This is a genomic window from Streptomyces sp. CA-146814, from assembly GCF_050942385.1.
Lineage (GTDB): Bacteria > Actinomycetota > Actinomycetes > Streptomycetales > Streptomycetaceae > Streptomyces.
This window is the reverse complement of the sequence record NZ_CP192068.1, coordinates 4,771,727-4,787,333: the sequence shown is the minus strand read 5'-3', so window position 1 is coordinate 4,787,333 and position 15,607 is coordinate 4,771,727. Positions and strand designations below refer to the sequence as shown.

At 67.4% G+C, this 15,607-nt stretch carries 11 protein-coding genes and 1 tRNA gene; 2 read left to right on the top strand and 10 right to left on the bottom strand.

What is annotated here, in order from left to right:
* Positions 1-47: 47 nt before the first annotated feature.
* The 9 genes from ACQP09_RS21495 to ACQP09_RS21455 all read right to left on the bottom strand — a co-directional run bounded on the left by ACQP09_RS21495 (position 48) and on the right by ACQP09_RS21455 (position 12,445).
* Positions 48-3,947: a DNA-directed RNA polymerase subunit beta' gene (locus tag ACQP09_RS21495; protein ID WP_326704073.1), complete on the bottom strand. Its 3,900-nt coding sequence runs from the start codon at positions 3,945-3,947 to the stop codon at positions 48-50.
* A 130-nt stretch (positions 3,948-4,077) separates the two neighbouring features.
* Positions 4,078-7,563 carry a DNA-directed RNA polymerase subunit beta gene (rpoB, locus tag ACQP09_RS21490; RefSeq protein WP_433402022.1) on the bottom strand — a complete coding sequence of 1,162 codons (3,486 nt, stop codon included), beginning with the start codon at positions 7,561-7,563 and terminating at the stop codon, positions 4,078-4,080.
* A 622-nt stretch (positions 7,564-8,185) separates the two neighbouring features.
* Positions 8,186-8,569, bottom strand: coding sequence for a 50S ribosomal protein L7/L12 (gene rplL, locus ACQP09_RS21485; RefSeq protein WP_010058811.1), 384 nt, complete (start codon positions 8,567-8,569; stop codon positions 8,186-8,188).
* Positions 8,570-8,653: 84 nt separating this feature from the next.
* Positions 8,654-9,211: a 50S ribosomal protein L10 gene (gene rplJ, locus ACQP09_RS21480; protein ID WP_018510603.1), complete on the bottom strand. Its 558-nt coding sequence runs from the start codon at positions 9,209-9,211 to the stop codon at positions 8,654-8,656.
* Between the two features lie 401 nt (positions 9,212-9,612).
* On the bottom strand, positions 9,613-10,335 hold the full coding sequence (rplA, locus tag ACQP09_RS21475) for a 50S ribosomal protein L1 (protein ID WP_355880213.1): 723 nt from the start codon (positions 10,333-10,335) through the stop codon (positions 9,613-9,615).
* 80 nt (positions 10,336-10,415) lie between these two features.
* The gene (rplK, locus tag ACQP09_RS21470; protein ID WP_003967000.1) at positions 10,416-10,850 is read right to left on the bottom strand and encodes a 50S ribosomal protein L11; all 435 of its coding nucleotides are present in this window, start codon (positions 10,848-10,850) and stop codon (positions 10,416-10,418) included.
* Between the two features lie 175 nt (positions 10,851-11,025).
* Positions 11,026-11,904, bottom strand: a complete 879-nt coding sequence (gene nusG / locus ACQP09_RS21465; RefSeq protein WP_433402019.1) for a transcription termination/antitermination protein NusG — start codon at positions 11,902-11,904, stop codon at positions 11,026-11,028.
* A 74-nt stretch (positions 11,905-11,978) separates the two neighbouring features.
* Positions 11,979-12,266, bottom strand: coding sequence for a preprotein translocase subunit SecE (gene secE, locus ACQP09_RS21460; protein WP_030561924.1), 288 nt, complete (start codon positions 12,264-12,266; stop codon positions 11,979-11,981).
* 106 nt (positions 12,267-12,372) lie between these two features.
* A tRNA-Trp gene (locus ACQP09_RS21455) sits at positions 12,373-12,445 on the bottom strand.
* Positions 12,446-12,657: 212 nt separating this feature from the next.
* Here ACQP09_RS21455 and ACQP09_RS21450 point away from each other — a divergent pair.
* Together ACQP09_RS21450 and ACQP09_RS21445 are read left to right on the top strand one after the other, a co-directional pair.
* Positions 12,658-13,884 carry a pyridoxal phosphate-dependent aminotransferase gene (locus tag ACQP09_RS21450; protein WP_018510607.1) on the top strand — a complete coding sequence of 409 codons (1,227 nt, stop codon included), beginning with the start codon at positions 12,658-12,660 and terminating at the stop codon, positions 13,882-13,884.
* Between the two features lie 115 nt (positions 13,885-13,999).
* Positions 14,000-15,013: an adenosine deaminase gene (locus tag ACQP09_RS21445; protein WP_018510608.1), complete on the top strand. Its 1,014-nt coding sequence runs from the start codon at positions 14,000-14,002 to the stop codon at positions 15,011-15,013.
* On the opposite strand, the gene ACQP09_RS21440 is transcribed toward ACQP09_RS21445, so the two are convergent.
* Positions 15,006-15,596: a TetR/AcrR family transcriptional regulator gene (locus ACQP09_RS21440; protein WP_433402016.1), complete on the bottom strand. Its 591-nt coding sequence runs from the start codon at positions 15,594-15,596 to the stop codon at positions 15,006-15,008. The two genes, ACQP09_RS21445 and ACQP09_RS21440, sit on opposite strands and share 8 nt — an antisense overlap.
* Between the last annotated feature and the right edge of the window lie 11 nt (positions 15,597-15,607).

The following is a 15,607-nucleotide window of genomic DNA, read 5'->3' as shown; positions in this document are numbered from 1 at the left end:
ACCCCGTCACGTACGGGATGACCGCCCTCAGGCGTCAAGCGACTCGCTTACTGGTTGTACGGACCGTAGTCGTAGTCCTCCAGCGGGACGGCCTGGCCGGAGCCGGTGCCGAACGGCGAGTAGTCGATGTCGTCGTAGCCGACGGCCGAGTACATCGCGGCCTTGGCCTCCTCGGTCGGCTCGACCCGGATGTTGCGGTAGCGGGACAGGCCCGTACCGGCCGGGATGAGCTTACCGATGATGACGTTCTCCTTGAGGCCGATCAGGGAGTCCGACTTGGCGTTGATCGCCGCGTCGGTCAGAACCCTGGTCGTCTCCTGGAAGGACGCCGCCGATAGCCACGACTCGGTGGCGAGCGAGGCCTTGGTGATACCCATCAGCTGCGGACGGCCGGAGGCGGGGTGACCGCCCTCGGTGACCACACGACGGTTCTCGGTCTCGAACTTCGACCGCTCGACCAGCTCGCCCGGAAGCAGCTCCGCGTCGCCGGACTCGATGATCGTCACGCGGCGGAGCATCTGCCGGATGATGATCTCGATGTGCTTGTCGTGGATCGACACGCCCTGCGAGTTGTAGACCTTCTGGACTTCGCCGACCAGGTGGACCTGGACCGCACGCTGGCCGAGGATGCGCAGCACGTCGTGCGGGTTGGTCGCACCGACGGTGAGCTTCTGGCCCACCTCGACCGGGTCGCCCTCGCCCACGAGCAGACGGGCACGCTTCGAGATCGGGAACGCCGTCTCGTCGCTGCCGTCGTCCGGGGTGACGACGAGCTTCTTGGTCTTCTCGGTCTCCTCGATCCGCACGCGGCCCTTGGCCTCGGAGATCGGGGCGACACCCTTCGGCGTACGGGCTTCGAAGAGCTCGACGACTCGGGGCAGACCCTGGGTGATGTCGTCACCGGCCACACCACCGGTGTGGAAGGTACGCATCGTCAGCTGGGTGCCGGGCTCACCGATGGACTGGGCGGCGATGATGCCGACCGCCTCACCGATGTCGACCAGCTTGCCGGTGGCGAGCGAGCGTCCGTAGCAGAAGGCACAGGTGCCGACCGCGGACTCACAGGTCAGGACCGAGCGGGTCTTGACCTCCTCGACGCCGGCGCCCACCAGGGCGTCGATCAGGACGTCACCGAGGTCGACGTTGGCAGGCGCGATGACCTTGCCGTCCACCACGACGTCCTCGGCGAGCATGCGGGCGTAGACCGAGGTCTCGACGTCCTCCGTCTTGCGGAGCACGCCGTCGGCGCCCTTGACCGCGATCTTCAGCTTGAGGCCGCGCTCGGTGCCGCAGTCCTCCTCGCGGATGATCACGTCCTGCGAGACGTCCACCAGACGACGGGTCAGGTAACCCGAGTCGGCGGTACGCAGGGCGGTGTCCGCCAGACCCTTACGGGCACCGTGCGTGGAGATGAAGTACTCCAGAACGGTGAGGCCCTCACGGAAGGACGCCTTGATCGGACGCGGGATGGTCTCGTTCTTCGCGTTCGACACCAGACCACGCATACCGGCGATCTGCCGCATCTGCATCATGTTTCCTCGGGCACCCGAGTCAACCATCATGAAGATGGGGTTGGTCTTGGGGAAGTTCGCGTTCATCGCCTCGGCGACCTCGTTGGTCGCCTTGGTCCAGATCGCGATGAGCTCCTGCGTGCGCTCGTCCTTGGTGATCAGACCGCGCTCGTACTGCTTCTGGACCTTCTCGTCCTGCTCCTCGTACCCCTTGACGATGGCCTTCTTGGCCTCGGGGACGACGATGTCCGCCACGGAGACGGTCACGCCGGAACGGGTGGCCCAGTGGAAGCCCGCCGCCTTCAGGTTGTCGAGCGTCGCCGCCACGATGACCTTGGGGTAGCGCTCGGCCAGGTCGTTGACGATCTCGGAGAGCTGCTTCTTGCCCACCGAGTAGTCGACGAACGGGTAGTCCTCGGGCAGCAGCTCGTTGAAGAGCGCACGGCCCAGGCTGGTCCGCAGCCGGAAGGTGTCGCCCGGCTGGTACTCCGGCTCGCCCTCCTCGGCGACCGGCGGCACCCAGCCACGCGGCGGCATGGTGCCGACCGGGAAGCGGATGTCGACGGACGACTGGAGCGCCAGCTCGCCGGCGTCGAACGCCATGATCGCCTCGGCCGTGGAGCCGAACGCGCGGCCCTCGCCCTTGGTGTCACGGAGCTCACCGTCGGTGGTGAGGAAGAACAGCCCCAGCACCATGTCCTGGGTCGGCATGGTGACGGGACGACCGTCGGCCGGCTTCAGGATGTTGTTCGAGGACAGCATCAGGATGCGGGCCTCGGCCTGCGCCTCCGCGGAGAGCGGCAGGTGCACGGCCATCTGGTCACCGTCGAAGTCCGCGTTGAACGCGGTGCAGACGAGCGGGTGGATCTGGATGGCCTTGCCCTCGACCAGCTGCGGCTCGAAGGCCTGGATGCCGAGGCGGTGCAGGGTGGGCGCACGGTTCAGCAGCACCGGGTGCTCGGCGATGACCTCTTCGAGGACGTCGTACACGACGGTGCGGCCACGCTCGACCATGCGCTTGGCCGACTTGATGTTCTGCGCGTGGTTCAGGTCCACCAGGCGCTTCATCACGAACGGCTTGAAGAGCTCCAGCGCCATGGCCTTCGGCAGACCGCACTGGTGCAGCTTGAGCTGCGGACCGACGACGATCACGGAACGCGCGGAGTAGTCCACACGCTTGCCGAGGAGGTTCTGACGGAAGCGTCCCTGCTTGCCCTTGAGCATGTCGGACAGCGACTTCAGCGGACGGTTGCCGGGGCCCGTGACCGGGCGGCCGCGACGGCCGTTGTCGAAGAGCGCGTCGACGGCCTCCTGGAGCATGCGCTTCTCGTTGTTCACGATGATCTCGGGCGCACCGAGGTCGAGAAGGCGCTTCAGGCGGTTGTTGCGGTTGATCACGCGGCGGTACAGGTCGTTCAGGTCGGAGGTCGCGAAGCGGCCACCGTCCAGCTGCACCATCGGACGCAGGTCCGGCGGGATGACCGGCACGCAGTCGAGCACCATGCCCTTGGGCTTGTTGCTGGTCTGCAGGAACGCGGAGACGACCTTGAGGCGCTTGAGCGCACGGGTCTTCTTCTGGCCCTTGCCGGTACGGATGATCTCGCGGAGGCGCTCGGCCTCCTCGTCGAGGTCGAAGGACTCCAGGCGCTTCTGCAGCGCGGCGGCGCCCATGCAGCCGTCGAAGTACGTACCGAAGCGGTCACGCAGCTCGCGGTAGAGCAGCTCGTCGCCCTCCAGGTCCTGGACCTTGAGGTTCTTGAAGCGGCTCCACACCTCGTCGAGACGGTCGATCTCGCGCTGCGCACGGTCGCGCAGCTGCTTCATCTCGCGCTCGGCACCTTCGCGCACCTTGCGGCGTACGTCGGCCTTGGCGCCCTCGGCCTCCAGCTCGGCCAGGTCGGTCTCGAGCTTCTTGGCGCGGGCCTCCAGGTCGGAGTCGCGGCGGTTCTCGGTCTGCTGGCGCTCGACGGAGACGTGCGCCTCCAGGGACGGCAGGTCGCGGGTACGACGCTCCTCGTCCACGAACGTGATCATGTACGCGGCGAAGTAGATGACCTTTTCCAGGTCCTTCGGCGCGAGGTCCAGCAGGTATCCGAGGCGCGACGGGACGCCCTTGAAGTACCAGATGTGGGTGACGGGAGCGGCCAGCTCGATGTGGCCCATCCGCTCACGACGCACCTTGGCGCGAGTGACCTCGACGCCGCAGCGCTCACAGATGATGCCCTTGAAGCGGACACGCTTGTACTTGCCGCAGTAGCACTCCCAGTCCCGGGTCGGACCGAAGATCTTCTCGCAGAAGAGTCCGTCCTTTTCGGGCTTGAGCGTGCGGTAGTTGATGGTCTCCGGCTTCTTCACTTCGCCGTGGGACCAGGTCCGGATGTCGTCCGCGGTGGCAAGGCCGATCCGCAGCTCGTCGAAGAAGTTGACGTCGAGCACTTGTCGTCAATCCCTCTTTCGGGGGTTCGAGCCCCCTCGCTCGGAAGCGAGAAAACGGGGCACTTCAGCAATGGTCTGAACGGGTCCGGGGAGAGCCGGCCGGATCACGGGGATCCGGCCGGCGAACCCGTCAGACCTCTTCGACGCTGCTCGGCTCTCGCCGGGACAGGTCGATACCGAGCTCCTCCGCTGCGCGGAAGACGTCCTCGTCCGTGTCGCGCATCTCGATGGACATGCCGTCCGAGGACAGCACCTCCACGTTGAGGCAGAGCGACTGCATTTCCTTGATGAGCACCTTGAAGGACTCGGGGATGCCCGGCTCGGGGATGTTCTCGCCCTTGACGATGGCCTCGTAGACCTTCACGCGGCCGGTCACGTCGTCGGACTTGATCGTCAGCAGCTCCTGGAGGGCGTACGCGGCGCCGTATGCCTCCAGCGCCCACACCTCCATCTCACCGAAGCGCTGTCCACCGAACTGGGCCTTACCACCCAGCGGCTGCTGGGTGATCATGGAGTACGGACCGGTCGAACGCGCGTGCAGCTTGTCGTCGACCAGGTGGTGGAGCTTGAGGATGTACATGAACCCGACCGAGACCGGGTCCGGGAACGGCTCGCCGGAGCGGCCGTCGAACAGCTTGGCCTTGCCCGAGGGCTGGACCAGGCGGTCGCCGTCGCGGTTGGGGATCGTGGCCTCGAAGAGACCGGAGATCTCGTCCTCGCGCGCACCGTCGAAGACGGGCGTGGCGACGTTGGTGCCGGGGGCGACCTGGTCGGCGCCGATGGACTGCAGGCGCTTGGCCCACTCGTCACCGAGGCCGGAGACGTCCCAGCCGCGGCTGGCGAGCCAGCCGAGGTGGATCTCCAGGACCTGCCCCGGGTTCATTCGGGACGGGACACCCAGCGGGTTGAGGATGATGTCGACCGGGGTGCCGTCCTCCAGGAACGGCATGTCCTCGATCGGCAGGATCTTCGAGATGACGCCCTTGTTGCCGTGACGGCCGGCGAGCTTGTCACCATCGGTGATCTTGCGCTTCTGCGCGACGTAGACGCGGACCAGCTGGTTCACGCCCGGCGGCAGCTCGTCGCCCTCTTCGCGGTCGAAGACGCGGACGCCGATGACCTTGCCGATCTCACCGTGCGGCACCTTCAGCGAGGTGTCGCGCACCTCGCGCGCCTTCTCACCGAAGATCGCGCGGAGCAGGCGCTCCTCGGGGGTCAGCTCGGTCTCACCCTTGGGCGTGACCTTGCCGACGAGGATGTCGCCGGCGACGACCTCGGCACCGATACGGATGATGCCGCGCTCGTCGAGGTCGGCGAGGACCTCTTCGGAGACGTTCGGGATGTCCCGGGTGATCTCCTCGGGGCCGAGCTTGGTGTCACGGGCGTCGACCTCGTGCTCCTCGATGTGGATCGAGGAGAGGACGTCGTCCTGCACGAGGCGCTGCGACAGGATGATCGCGTCCTCGTAGTTGTGACCCTCCCACGGCATGAACGCCACGAGCAGGTTCTTGCCGAGGGCCATCTCACCGTTCTCGGTGGCCGGGCCGTCGGCCAGCACCTGGTCGGCGATGATCCGGTCGCCCTCGGAGACGACGACCTTCTGGTTGACCGAGGTGCCCTGGTTGGAGCGCATGAACTTGGCGATGCGGTACGTGGTGTACGTGCCGTCGTCGTTCGTGACGGTGATGTAGTCCGCGGAGACCTCCTGGACCACACCGTCCTTCTCGGCCTTGAGGACGTCACCGGCGTCGGTGGCGCAGCGGTACTCCATGCCGGTGCCGACGAGCGGGGCCTCCGACTTGATCAGGGGCACCGCCTGACGCATCATGTTCGCGCCCATGAGGGCACGGTTGGCGTCGTCGTGCTCCAGGAACGGGATCATCGCGGTGGCGACGGACACCATCTGGCGCGGCGAGACGTCCATGTAGTCGACGTCCGTGCCGGGCACGTAGTCGACCTCTCCGCCACGACGGCGGACCAGGACGCGCGGCTCGGTGAAGCGCAGCTCGTCGTTGAGGATCGCGTTCGCCTGGGCGATGACGAAGCGGTCCTCCTCGTCGGCGGTGATGTAGTCGACGTCGTCGGTGACCTGGCCTTCGACGACCTTGCGGTACGGCGTCTCGATGAAGCCGAACGCGTTGACGCGGCCGTACGAGGCGAGCGAACCGATCAGGCCGATGTTCGGGCCTTCAGGGGTCTCGATCGGACACATGCGCCCGTAGTGGGACGGGTGCACGTCACGGACCTCGAAGCCGGCCCGCTCACGGGAGAGACCACCCGGGCCAAGAGCCGACAGACGGCGCTTGTGGGTGAGACCCGACAGCGGGTTGTTCTGGTCCATGAACTGCGACAGCTGGCTGGTGCCGAAGAACTCCTTGATGGAGGCGACGACCGGCCGGATGTTGATCAGGGTCTGCGGCGTGATCGCCTCGACGTCCTGGGTCGTCATGCGCTCACGCACGACGCGCTCCATCCGCGCCAGGCCCGTACGGACCTGGTTCTGGATGAGCTCGCCGACGTTGCGGAGGCGACGGTTGCCGAAGTGGTCGATGTCGTCGGTCTCGACGACGATCTCCCGGCCCGACTCACCGATCGTCTCGGTCTCACCGGCGTGCAGCTTGACCAGGTACTTGATGGTCGCGATGACGTCGTCGGTGGTGAGCACCCCGGCGTCCAGCGGCTCATCGGCGCCGAGCTTCTTGTTCACCTTGTAGCGGCCGACCTTCGCGAGGTCGTAGCGCTTCGGGTTGAAGTAGAGGTTCTCGAGCAGCGTCTGAGCGGCCTCGCGGGTGGGCGGCTCGCCCGGGCGCAGCTTGCGGTAGATGTCGAGCAGCGCGTCGTCCTGGCCCTGGGTGTGGTCCTTCTCCAGGGTGGCGCGCATCGACTCGTACTCGCCGAACTCCTCCAGGATCTGCTCGGTGCTCCAGCCGAGAGCCTTGAGGAGGACGGTGACGGACTGCTTGCGCTTGCGGTCGATGCGGACACCGACCATGTCGCGCTTGTCGATCTCCATCTCCAGCCAGGCACCCCGGGACGGGATGATCTTGGCGGAGAAGATGTCCTTGTCGGACGTCTTGTCGATGGAGGAGTCGAAGTAGACACCCGGCGAGCGGACCAGCTGCGACACGACGACACGCTCGGTGCCGTTGATGACGAAGGTGCCCTTGTTGGTCATGAGCGGGAAGTCGCCCATGAAGACCGTCTGGGACTTGATCTCGCCGGTCTCGTTGTTGGTGAACTCGGCCGTGACGAAGAGCGGCGCGGCGAACGTGAAGTCGCGCTCCTTGCACTCGTCGATCGAGTTCTTCGGGGGCTCGAAGCGGTGGTCGCGGAACGTGAGCGACATCGACCCGGAGAAGTCCTCGATCGGTGAGATCTCCTCGAAGATCTCCTCCAGGCCGGACTTGGTGGGGACGTCTTGTCCACTGTCCAGAGCAGCCTCGACGCGAGCCTTCCAGGCGGCGTTGCCGAGGAGCCAGTCAAAGCTCTCGGTCTGCAGCGCGAGGAGGTTCGGAACCTCGAGGGGCTCCTTGATCTTTGCAAAAGAGATGCGCAGCGGGGCGGTGCTGGCACCGTTGTTCGTATTCGCGGTCGAGGCGTTGCGCGAGGCGGCCAAGAGGGGGTCCTTCCGAGGGCTCGGACTCACTACGCGCGTACCGGTCCCGCATTGGACACCCAGACACACCGTCCCGAACCGGCCGAAAGGGCCAGCTCAGCGAGGGTCGGTCATCGATGCTCAAGTGCGGGCATGCCCCTGGTGACGGGCAGGAGGCAGCTAACAGGCAGCGCAAAGGGTCAGTGTAGCCAAGCGGCACACTGATGTCCAGTCGGGGTTCTCAGAGACCCACGTCGCTCTCAACAGCTGTTCTCAACTACCTATGTGTTCAGGCCCTCGCGCGGGGTGCGCGCTTCTTTACTTCCCTCTTCACTCCCGATCCATGCCTCGGATCCGGATCGAAGTGATGACGCGTCCTGAGAATTGCGCGCCTCGTGCCGTTCGTCAAGGCCCACCGGTCCGAACGGGCCTCCAGGGGCTCGCTCCGGCCGCCCCCGGGAAGCCCTCAGGAGGCCCCTGGGCGTCCTGCGGGAGGCGCACGGCGAAGATCACCCTACTCGTCACCGGCGGAAGTTCAAGGCAGCCGCCACGGGTACGCCGAAGGGCGACCACCCGGTTGGGTGATCGCCCTTCGGTGCGGGCGCGTGACGCGCCCACGGGGAGTCCGCGGACTCCCGGGGTGTTACTTGACCTCGACGGAAGCGCCGGCGGCCTTGAGGGACTCGGCAGCCTTCTCGGCGGCCTCCTTGGCGACCTTCTCGAGGACCGGCTTCGGGGTGCCGTCGACGAGGTCCTTGGCCTCCTTCAGACCCAGCGAGGTCAGCTCACGCACGACCTTGATGACCTGGATCTTCTTCTCGCCGGCGCCGGTGAGGATGACGTCGAACTCGTCCTGCTCCTCAGCGGCCTCGGCAACGGCGCCCGGGCCGGCCGGACCGGCGACGGCGACGGCCGCGGCGGCGGTGACGTCGAACTTCTCCTCGAAGGCCTTCACGAACTCGGAGAGCTCGATGAGGGTCATCTCTTCGAACTGCGCGAGCAGGTCGTCCTGGGACAGCTTCGCCATGACAGGCGTCCTTCCACTATTCGGCAGGTGCCGGATGTATATGTCGGCGGGCGTACGTGGAGCCCGCTGGACCGCTGAGCGAAATTACTCGGCGGCCTCGGCGGGAGCCGGAGTACCGGCACCGCCCTGCTCTTCCTTCTTGGCGCGAAGAGCTTCCGCGGTGCGGACGAACTTGGAGGGCAGGGCCTGGAAGACCTGCGCCGCCTGCGTCTGCTTGCCCTTGAAAGCACCGGCCAGCTTGGAGAGCAGAACCTCGCGGGACTCGAGGTCCGCGAGCTTCTTGATCTCATCGGCGGACAGCGCCTTACCGTCAAGGACACCGCCCTTGATGATGAGGTTGGGGTTGTCCTTGGCGAAGTCACGAAGACCCTTCGCCGACTCCACCGGGTCACCGGTGACGAAGGCAACCGCCGTCGGACCCGAGAACAGGTCGTCCAGCGTGTCGATCCCGGCCTCGTTGGCCGCAATCTTGGTCAGCGTGTTCTTCACCACGGCGTACTGGGCGTTCTCACCGAGCGAACGACGCAGCGTCTTGAGCTGCGCCACGGTGAGACCCCGGTACTCGGTCAGCACGGCGGCGTTCGAGCTGCGGAACTGGTCCGCGAGCTCGGCTACCGCGGCAGCCTTGTCGGGCCTTGCCATGAGCGTCGGCCTCCTTCCGGGTGATGAGGACCGCTCAGAAGGGGCCGGGAAAGACGAAACGCCCCAGCACAAGTGCCAGGGCGCGGCTCGACCGGACAGAGTCCGGGAGCAGTTCCACAGTCACCTGCGCAGGTCGTCCGATCTAGCGGAACCTTCGGTCACCGTCACCCTTACGGGAGCGCAGCGACGACCAGCGGTCTTTGGCTTCGTGACGAGAGTACGCGACCGAGGGCGCGCCGGGCAAATCCGGCGTCGACCACCCCGGCCCGGAGGGTTTAGCCGCAGTTCAGCAGAGCTCCCGCGGTGCGCGGATACGGGAACGGGCCCCGCACCTCGAAAGGGTGCGGGGCCCGTTCACACCGTGCACGCGTACGACGCGGCTACCGGGTGAGCGCGGTGGCTCAGACGGCGGCCGGGTCCTCCTCGACGAGGAGGTTGCGGGTGCGGTTGGCGTCCAGCGGGATGCCGGGGCCCATCGTGGTGGCCAGCGCGGCCTTCTTGATGTAGCGGCCCTTGGCGGCGGACGGCTTCAGACGGAGGACCTCGTCCAGCGCCGCTGCGTAGTTCTCCACCAGCTTGGTCTCGTCGAACGAGACCTTGCCGATGATGAAGTGCAGGTTGGAGTGCTTGTCGACGCGGAACTCGATCTTTCCGCCCTTGATGTCGGTGACAGCCTTGGCGACATCGGGGGTGACGGTGCCGGTCTTCGGGTTCGGCATCAGACCACGCGGACCGAGCACGCGGCCCAGGCGGCCGACCTTGCCCATGAGGTCCGGGGTGGCGACGACGGCGTCGAAGTCCAGACGGCCCTTCGCCACCTCGTCGATGAGCTCGTCGGCGCCGACGATGTCGGCTCCGGCGGCTTCCGCGGCCGCAGCACGGTCACCGGTCGCGAAGACCAGGACCCGGGCGGTCTTGCCGGTGCCGTGCGGGAGGTTCACGGTGCCGCGGACCATCTGGTCGGCCTTGCGCGGGTCGACACCCAGGCGGAAGGCGACCTCGACGGTGCCGTCGAACTTCGTGGAGGCGGTGTCCTTGGCGATACGGACGGCCTCGAGCGGGGCGTACAGGCGCTCCCGGTCGATCTTGGCGTCCGCAGCGCGGAGGTTCTTGCTGCGCTTCACTTCTACTCCTGTGGTTTCAGAGTGTGGAGTCGTGGTGCGGACCAGCGCTTGGTCCTACCACTGAGGGCTACGGGGCTGAATCAGCCTTCGACCGTGATGCCCATGGAACGGGCGGTGCCGGCAATGATCTTCGACGCGGCGTCGAGGTCATTGGCGTTCAGGTCGGGGAGCTTCGTCGTGGCGATCTCGCGGACCTGGGCGGCCGTCAGCTTGGCGACCTTGGTCTTGTGCGGCTCGCCGGAGCCCTTGTCCACACCCGCGGCCTTGAGGATCAGCTTGGCGGCCGGCGGAGTCTTCGTGACGAAGGTGAAGGAGCGGTCCTCGTAGACCGTGATCTCCACCGGCACGACCATGCCACGCTGCGACTCGGTCGCGGCGTTGTAGGCCTTGCAGAACTCCATGATGTTGACGCCGTGCTGACCGAGCGCGGGGCCGACCGGCGGGGCCGGGTTCGCCGCACCGGCGTTGATCTGGAGCTTGATAAGCCCCGTGACCTTCTTCTTCTTGGGAGGCATTGCTCTCTCCGGGTCCTATGAGAGTGTTTCGCCGCCGATTCCGGTCATCCGGATGGAGGCATACCGCACAACGATAACGGGTATAGCTGTGCGACCAAAAACCAACAGGTCAGAGCGGCCGCGAAGCCCCTCTGACCTGCTGGGTAGGCATGTGTCCAGAAACTGGCGGGAAGCGCTAGTTCTTCTGGATCTGGTCGAAGCTCAGCTCGACCGGGGTCTCGCGGCCGAAGATCTCGACGAGGCCCTTGACCTTCTTCGAGTCGGCGTTGATCTCGTTGATCGTGGCCTGCAGCGTGGCGAACGGGCCGTCGGTGACGGTGACCGAGTCGCCGACCTCGAAGTCCAGCACCTGGACCTCGACCTTGCGGGACGGAGCCGGCTTGCCCTCGGCCTCGGCGGCCTCGCGGGCGGCCTTCTCCTCGGCCTCCGGGGCGAGCATCTTGACGATCTCGTCCAGGGTCAGCGGGTACGGGTCGTAGGCGTTGCCCACGAAGCCGGTGACGCCCGGCGTGTTCCGCACGACGCCCCAGGACTCGTTCGTCAGGTCCATGCGCACCAGCACGTAGCCGGGGAGCTTGTTCTGCCGGACGTTCTTGCGCTCGCCGTTCTTGATCTGGACGATTTCCTCTTCAGGCACCTCGGCCTGATAGATGAACTCCTCCACGTTGAGCGAGACGGCGCGCTGCTCCAGGTTGGCCTTCACGCGCTTCTCGTAACCGGCGTACGTGTGGATGACGTACCACTCGCCGGGGAGGGTGCGGAGCTCGTCGCGGAGGGCCGCCACGGGGTCGACGGGGGCGGCCGGCTCGGCCTCCACCTCGTCGGCGCTCTCGTCGTCGGCCTCGGCCTCGGCGGCTTCCGCGACCTCGGCGTCCTCGTCGGCCTCGACCGTCTCGTCCGCGTCGGCGTCCACAGCGATGTCGGTGGCCTCGGCGGCCGCGGCCTGGTCGGCCTTCTCGGAATCAGCAGCCTCAACGATGCCGAGCTCGTCCTTGGCGGACTCGAAGGCGCCAGCCTCGGGCTCGACGGCGTCGTTCAGGTTCGGGTCAGACACGATGGCTGCTTCTTCCTGGATACAAAGGGTGGAACGTGCGGTGGGGGCGCCGGTTTCGGACGCCTTCCGCCGGCTCAGCCGAAGACGTACTTGATGACCCGCGCGAACCCCATGTCAAGAACGGTAACAAGACCAATCATGACAACGACGAACACAATCACCACACTGGTGTATGTCGTCAGCTGGCTGCGAGTCGGCCAGACAACCTTACGGAGTTCGGCGACGATCTGGCGGTAGAACAGCGCGAGACGGCCCAGAGGACCCTTCTTGCCGCGCTTGCCGCCCTTCCGAGTCTTCTTGCTGGACTCGGGGGATTCATCCTCAGCATCAGGCATGTCGATGGAGCCCACGGCGTCCGTCACGCTTCTCACCTGATTCCGGGTCGTGGCCGTGCCGCGCCCGGTGGAGCCGCACGGCTGTGCAATGAAGTACGTACATGCGCACACATCCTGGCGAAGGAGTGTGTAGCAGGGCCGGAGGGACTTGAACCCCCAACCGCTGGTTTTGGAGACCAGTGCTCTACCAATTGAGCTACGACCCTTTGTGGTTTCCACCAACCTACCGCATCTTCCCCGGTACCCGGGTGCAGGAACAGTGCGGCTGGTGAAGGCCAACGACAGGTGAGTGTACGTGTTCAGGGCCGCTGCGTCGAACAGACAACTACCGACCGGTCCTGTCCGGTTCCCGCACGCGTCCTGTCCGGTCCCTGAAACCCGTGTGCCGACGGGTTTTCCGGTCTGGGAGCATGGGCCCATGAGCGCTGCAACTTCTCCGTCCGAGCGCCGGGTCTCCGCCCGCATCGGTGCGATCTCCGAGTCCGCGACCCTCGCCGTCGACGCCAAGGCCAAGGCCCTCAAGGCCGCAGGGCGCCCGGTGATCGGCTTCGGTGCCGGCGAGCCCGACTTCCCGACCCCCGGCTACATCGTCGACGCCGCGGTCGAGGCCTGCCGCAACCCGAAGTACCACCGCTACACCCCGGCCGGCGGGCTCCCCGAGCTCAAGGCCGCCATCGCAGAGAAGACGCTGCGGGACTCCGGCTACGAGGTCGACGCCAGCCAGATCCTGGTGACCAACGGTGGCAAGCAGGCCATCTACGAGGCCTTCGCCGCGATCCTCGACCCGGGCGACGAGGTCATCGTCCCCGCCCCGTACTGGACCACCTACCCCGAGTCGATCCGGCTGGCCGGCGGTGTCCCGGTCGAGGTCGTCGCCGACGAGACCACCGGCTACCGGGTCTCCGTCGAGCAGCTGGAGGCCGCGCGGACCGAGCGGACCAAGGTCGTCCTCTTCGTGTCGCCGTCCAACCCGACCGGTGCCGTCTACAGCGAGGCCGACGCCGAGGCGATCGGCCGCTGGGCCGTCGAGCACGGCCTGTGGGTCATGACCGACGAGATCTACGAGCACCTCGTCTACGGCGACGCGACGTTCACCTCGCTCCCGGCGATCGTGCCCGAGCTGCGCGACAAGTGCATCGTCGTCAACGGCGTCGCCAAGACGTACGCGATGACCGGCTGGCGCGTGGGCTGGATCATCGGCCCCAAGGACGTCGTCAAGGCCGCGACCAACCTCCAGTCGCACGCCACCTCCAACGTCTCCAACGTGGCCCAGGTCGCCGCGCTCGCGGCCGTCTCCGGCCCGCTGGACGCCGTCGCGGAGATGCGGACCGCCTTCGACCGCCGCCGCAACCTCATCGTGCGCATGCTCAACGAGATCGACGGCGTGCTCTGCCCGGAGCCCGAGGGCGCGTTCTACGCCTATCCGTCGGTCAAGGGCCTGCTCGGCAAGGAGATCCGCGGCAAGCGCCCGGCCGACTCGGTCGAGCTCGCCGCCCTGATCCTGGACGAGGCCGAGGTCGCGGTCGTCCCGGGCGAGGCCTTCGGTACGCCGGGCTACCTCCGCCTCTCCTACGCGCTCGGCGACGACGACCTCATCGAGGGCGTCTCCCGGCTCCAGAAGCTGCTCGGCGAGGCCAAGGCCTGACAGCCCGCGCGATTGTGCCCCCGGCCACCACGGCCGGGGGCACTTTCTGTTCCGGACCCACTCCAAAGAGGACAGCGACTTCCGCTCCGGCCCGCCCGTGCGGCAGGATCTTCCGATGGAGCGTGATGTACGTCTGTTGCCCAAGGCCCACCTGCACCTGCACTTCACCGGGTCGATGCGGCCCACCACCCTGCTCGAACTCGCCGACAAGTACGGGGTCCACCTCCCCGACGCACTGACCGGCGGCGAGCCGCCCAAGCTGCGGGCGACCGACGAGCGCGGCTGGTTCCGCTTCCAGCGGCTCTACGACATCGCCCGGTCCTGCCTCCGGTCGCCCGAGGACATCCACCGCCTGGTCCGCGAGAGCGCCCAGGAGGACGTCGCGGACGGCTCCGGCTGGCTGGAGATCCAGGTCGACCCCACCTCGTACGCGCCGCTGCTCGGCGGGCTGATCCCGGCGATCGAGATCATCCTCGACGCGGTGGACAGCGCCGCCCGGGACACCGGGCTCGGGATGCGCGTGGTGATCGCCGCGAACCGGATGAAGCACCCGCTGGACGCCCGGACGCTGGCGCGGCTGGCCGTGCGGTACGCGGACCGGGGCGTCGTCGGGTTCGGGCTCTCCAACGACGAGCGGCGCGGTATGGCCCGCGACTTCGACCGGGCCTTCGCCATCGCGCGGGAGGGCGGTCTGCTGGCGGCTCCGCACGGCGGGGAGCTGGCGGGCGCCTCCAGTGTGCGCGACTGCCTGGACGACCTGGACGCCTCGCGGATCGGCCACGGCGTGCGGGCTGCCGAGGACCCCCGGCTGCTGGAGCGGCTGGCCGAGCGCCAGGTGACCTGCGAGGTGTGCCCGTCCTCCAATGTGGCGCTCGGCGTCTACGAGAAGGCCGCCGATGTCCCCTTGCGCACTCTGTTCGACGCGGGGGTGCCGATGGCGCTGGGCGCGGACGACCCGCTGCTGTTCGGATCCCGGCTGGCCGCGCAGTACGAGCTGGTACGCCGCGACCACGGGTTCACCGACGCGGAGCTGGCCGAGCTGGCCCGCCAGTCGGTGCGCGGTTCGGCCGCGCCCGTCGACGTACGGGACAAGCTGCTGTCGGGGATCGACGACTGGCTGGCTAGCTGATTCCGGCGAGCAGCGTGCGGGCCAGGGAGGCGACGAACTCCTCCAGCGGCTGCGGGGGCGTTCCGCCGGGGAGCGCGTCGTAGGCGAAGGCCCGCTGGGCGCAGGCGCCGAGCAGGAGTGAGGCGGACGCGTAGGTGTCGGCGTCCGCGCGGACCCGGCCCGCCCGCTGTTCGGCGCGGAGGTAGGCGTCGAGCCCCTGGATCGGCTTGTGGGGGCCGGTGCCGAGTTCGCGCATGCCCTGTTCGTGGCTGCTCTTGAGCTGCGGTTCGGCGTACAGGGAGGCGGCCATGGGGAACGTCTGCGCGTAGAAGAGTGCGGCCTGCCGGGCGACCTCGGTGAGGTTGGCCTCCACGGTGCCCTCCCCCGCGACCAGGCCGTCGAGCAGCCCGCCGAGCTTCGGGAGCCGCTCCTTGAGGACGGTCACGAAGAGCTCTTCCTTGCTGGGGAAGTACTTGTAGAGCGCCGCCTCCGAGCAGCCGGCGGCCCGCGCGATCTCTTTGGTGGTGGTGTGGGCGAGGCCGAAGGAGCCCATCAGCTCGTGAGCGGCGTCGACGATACGGACGCGGGCGGGCTTCGGCTCCATGCGGCTGCCTC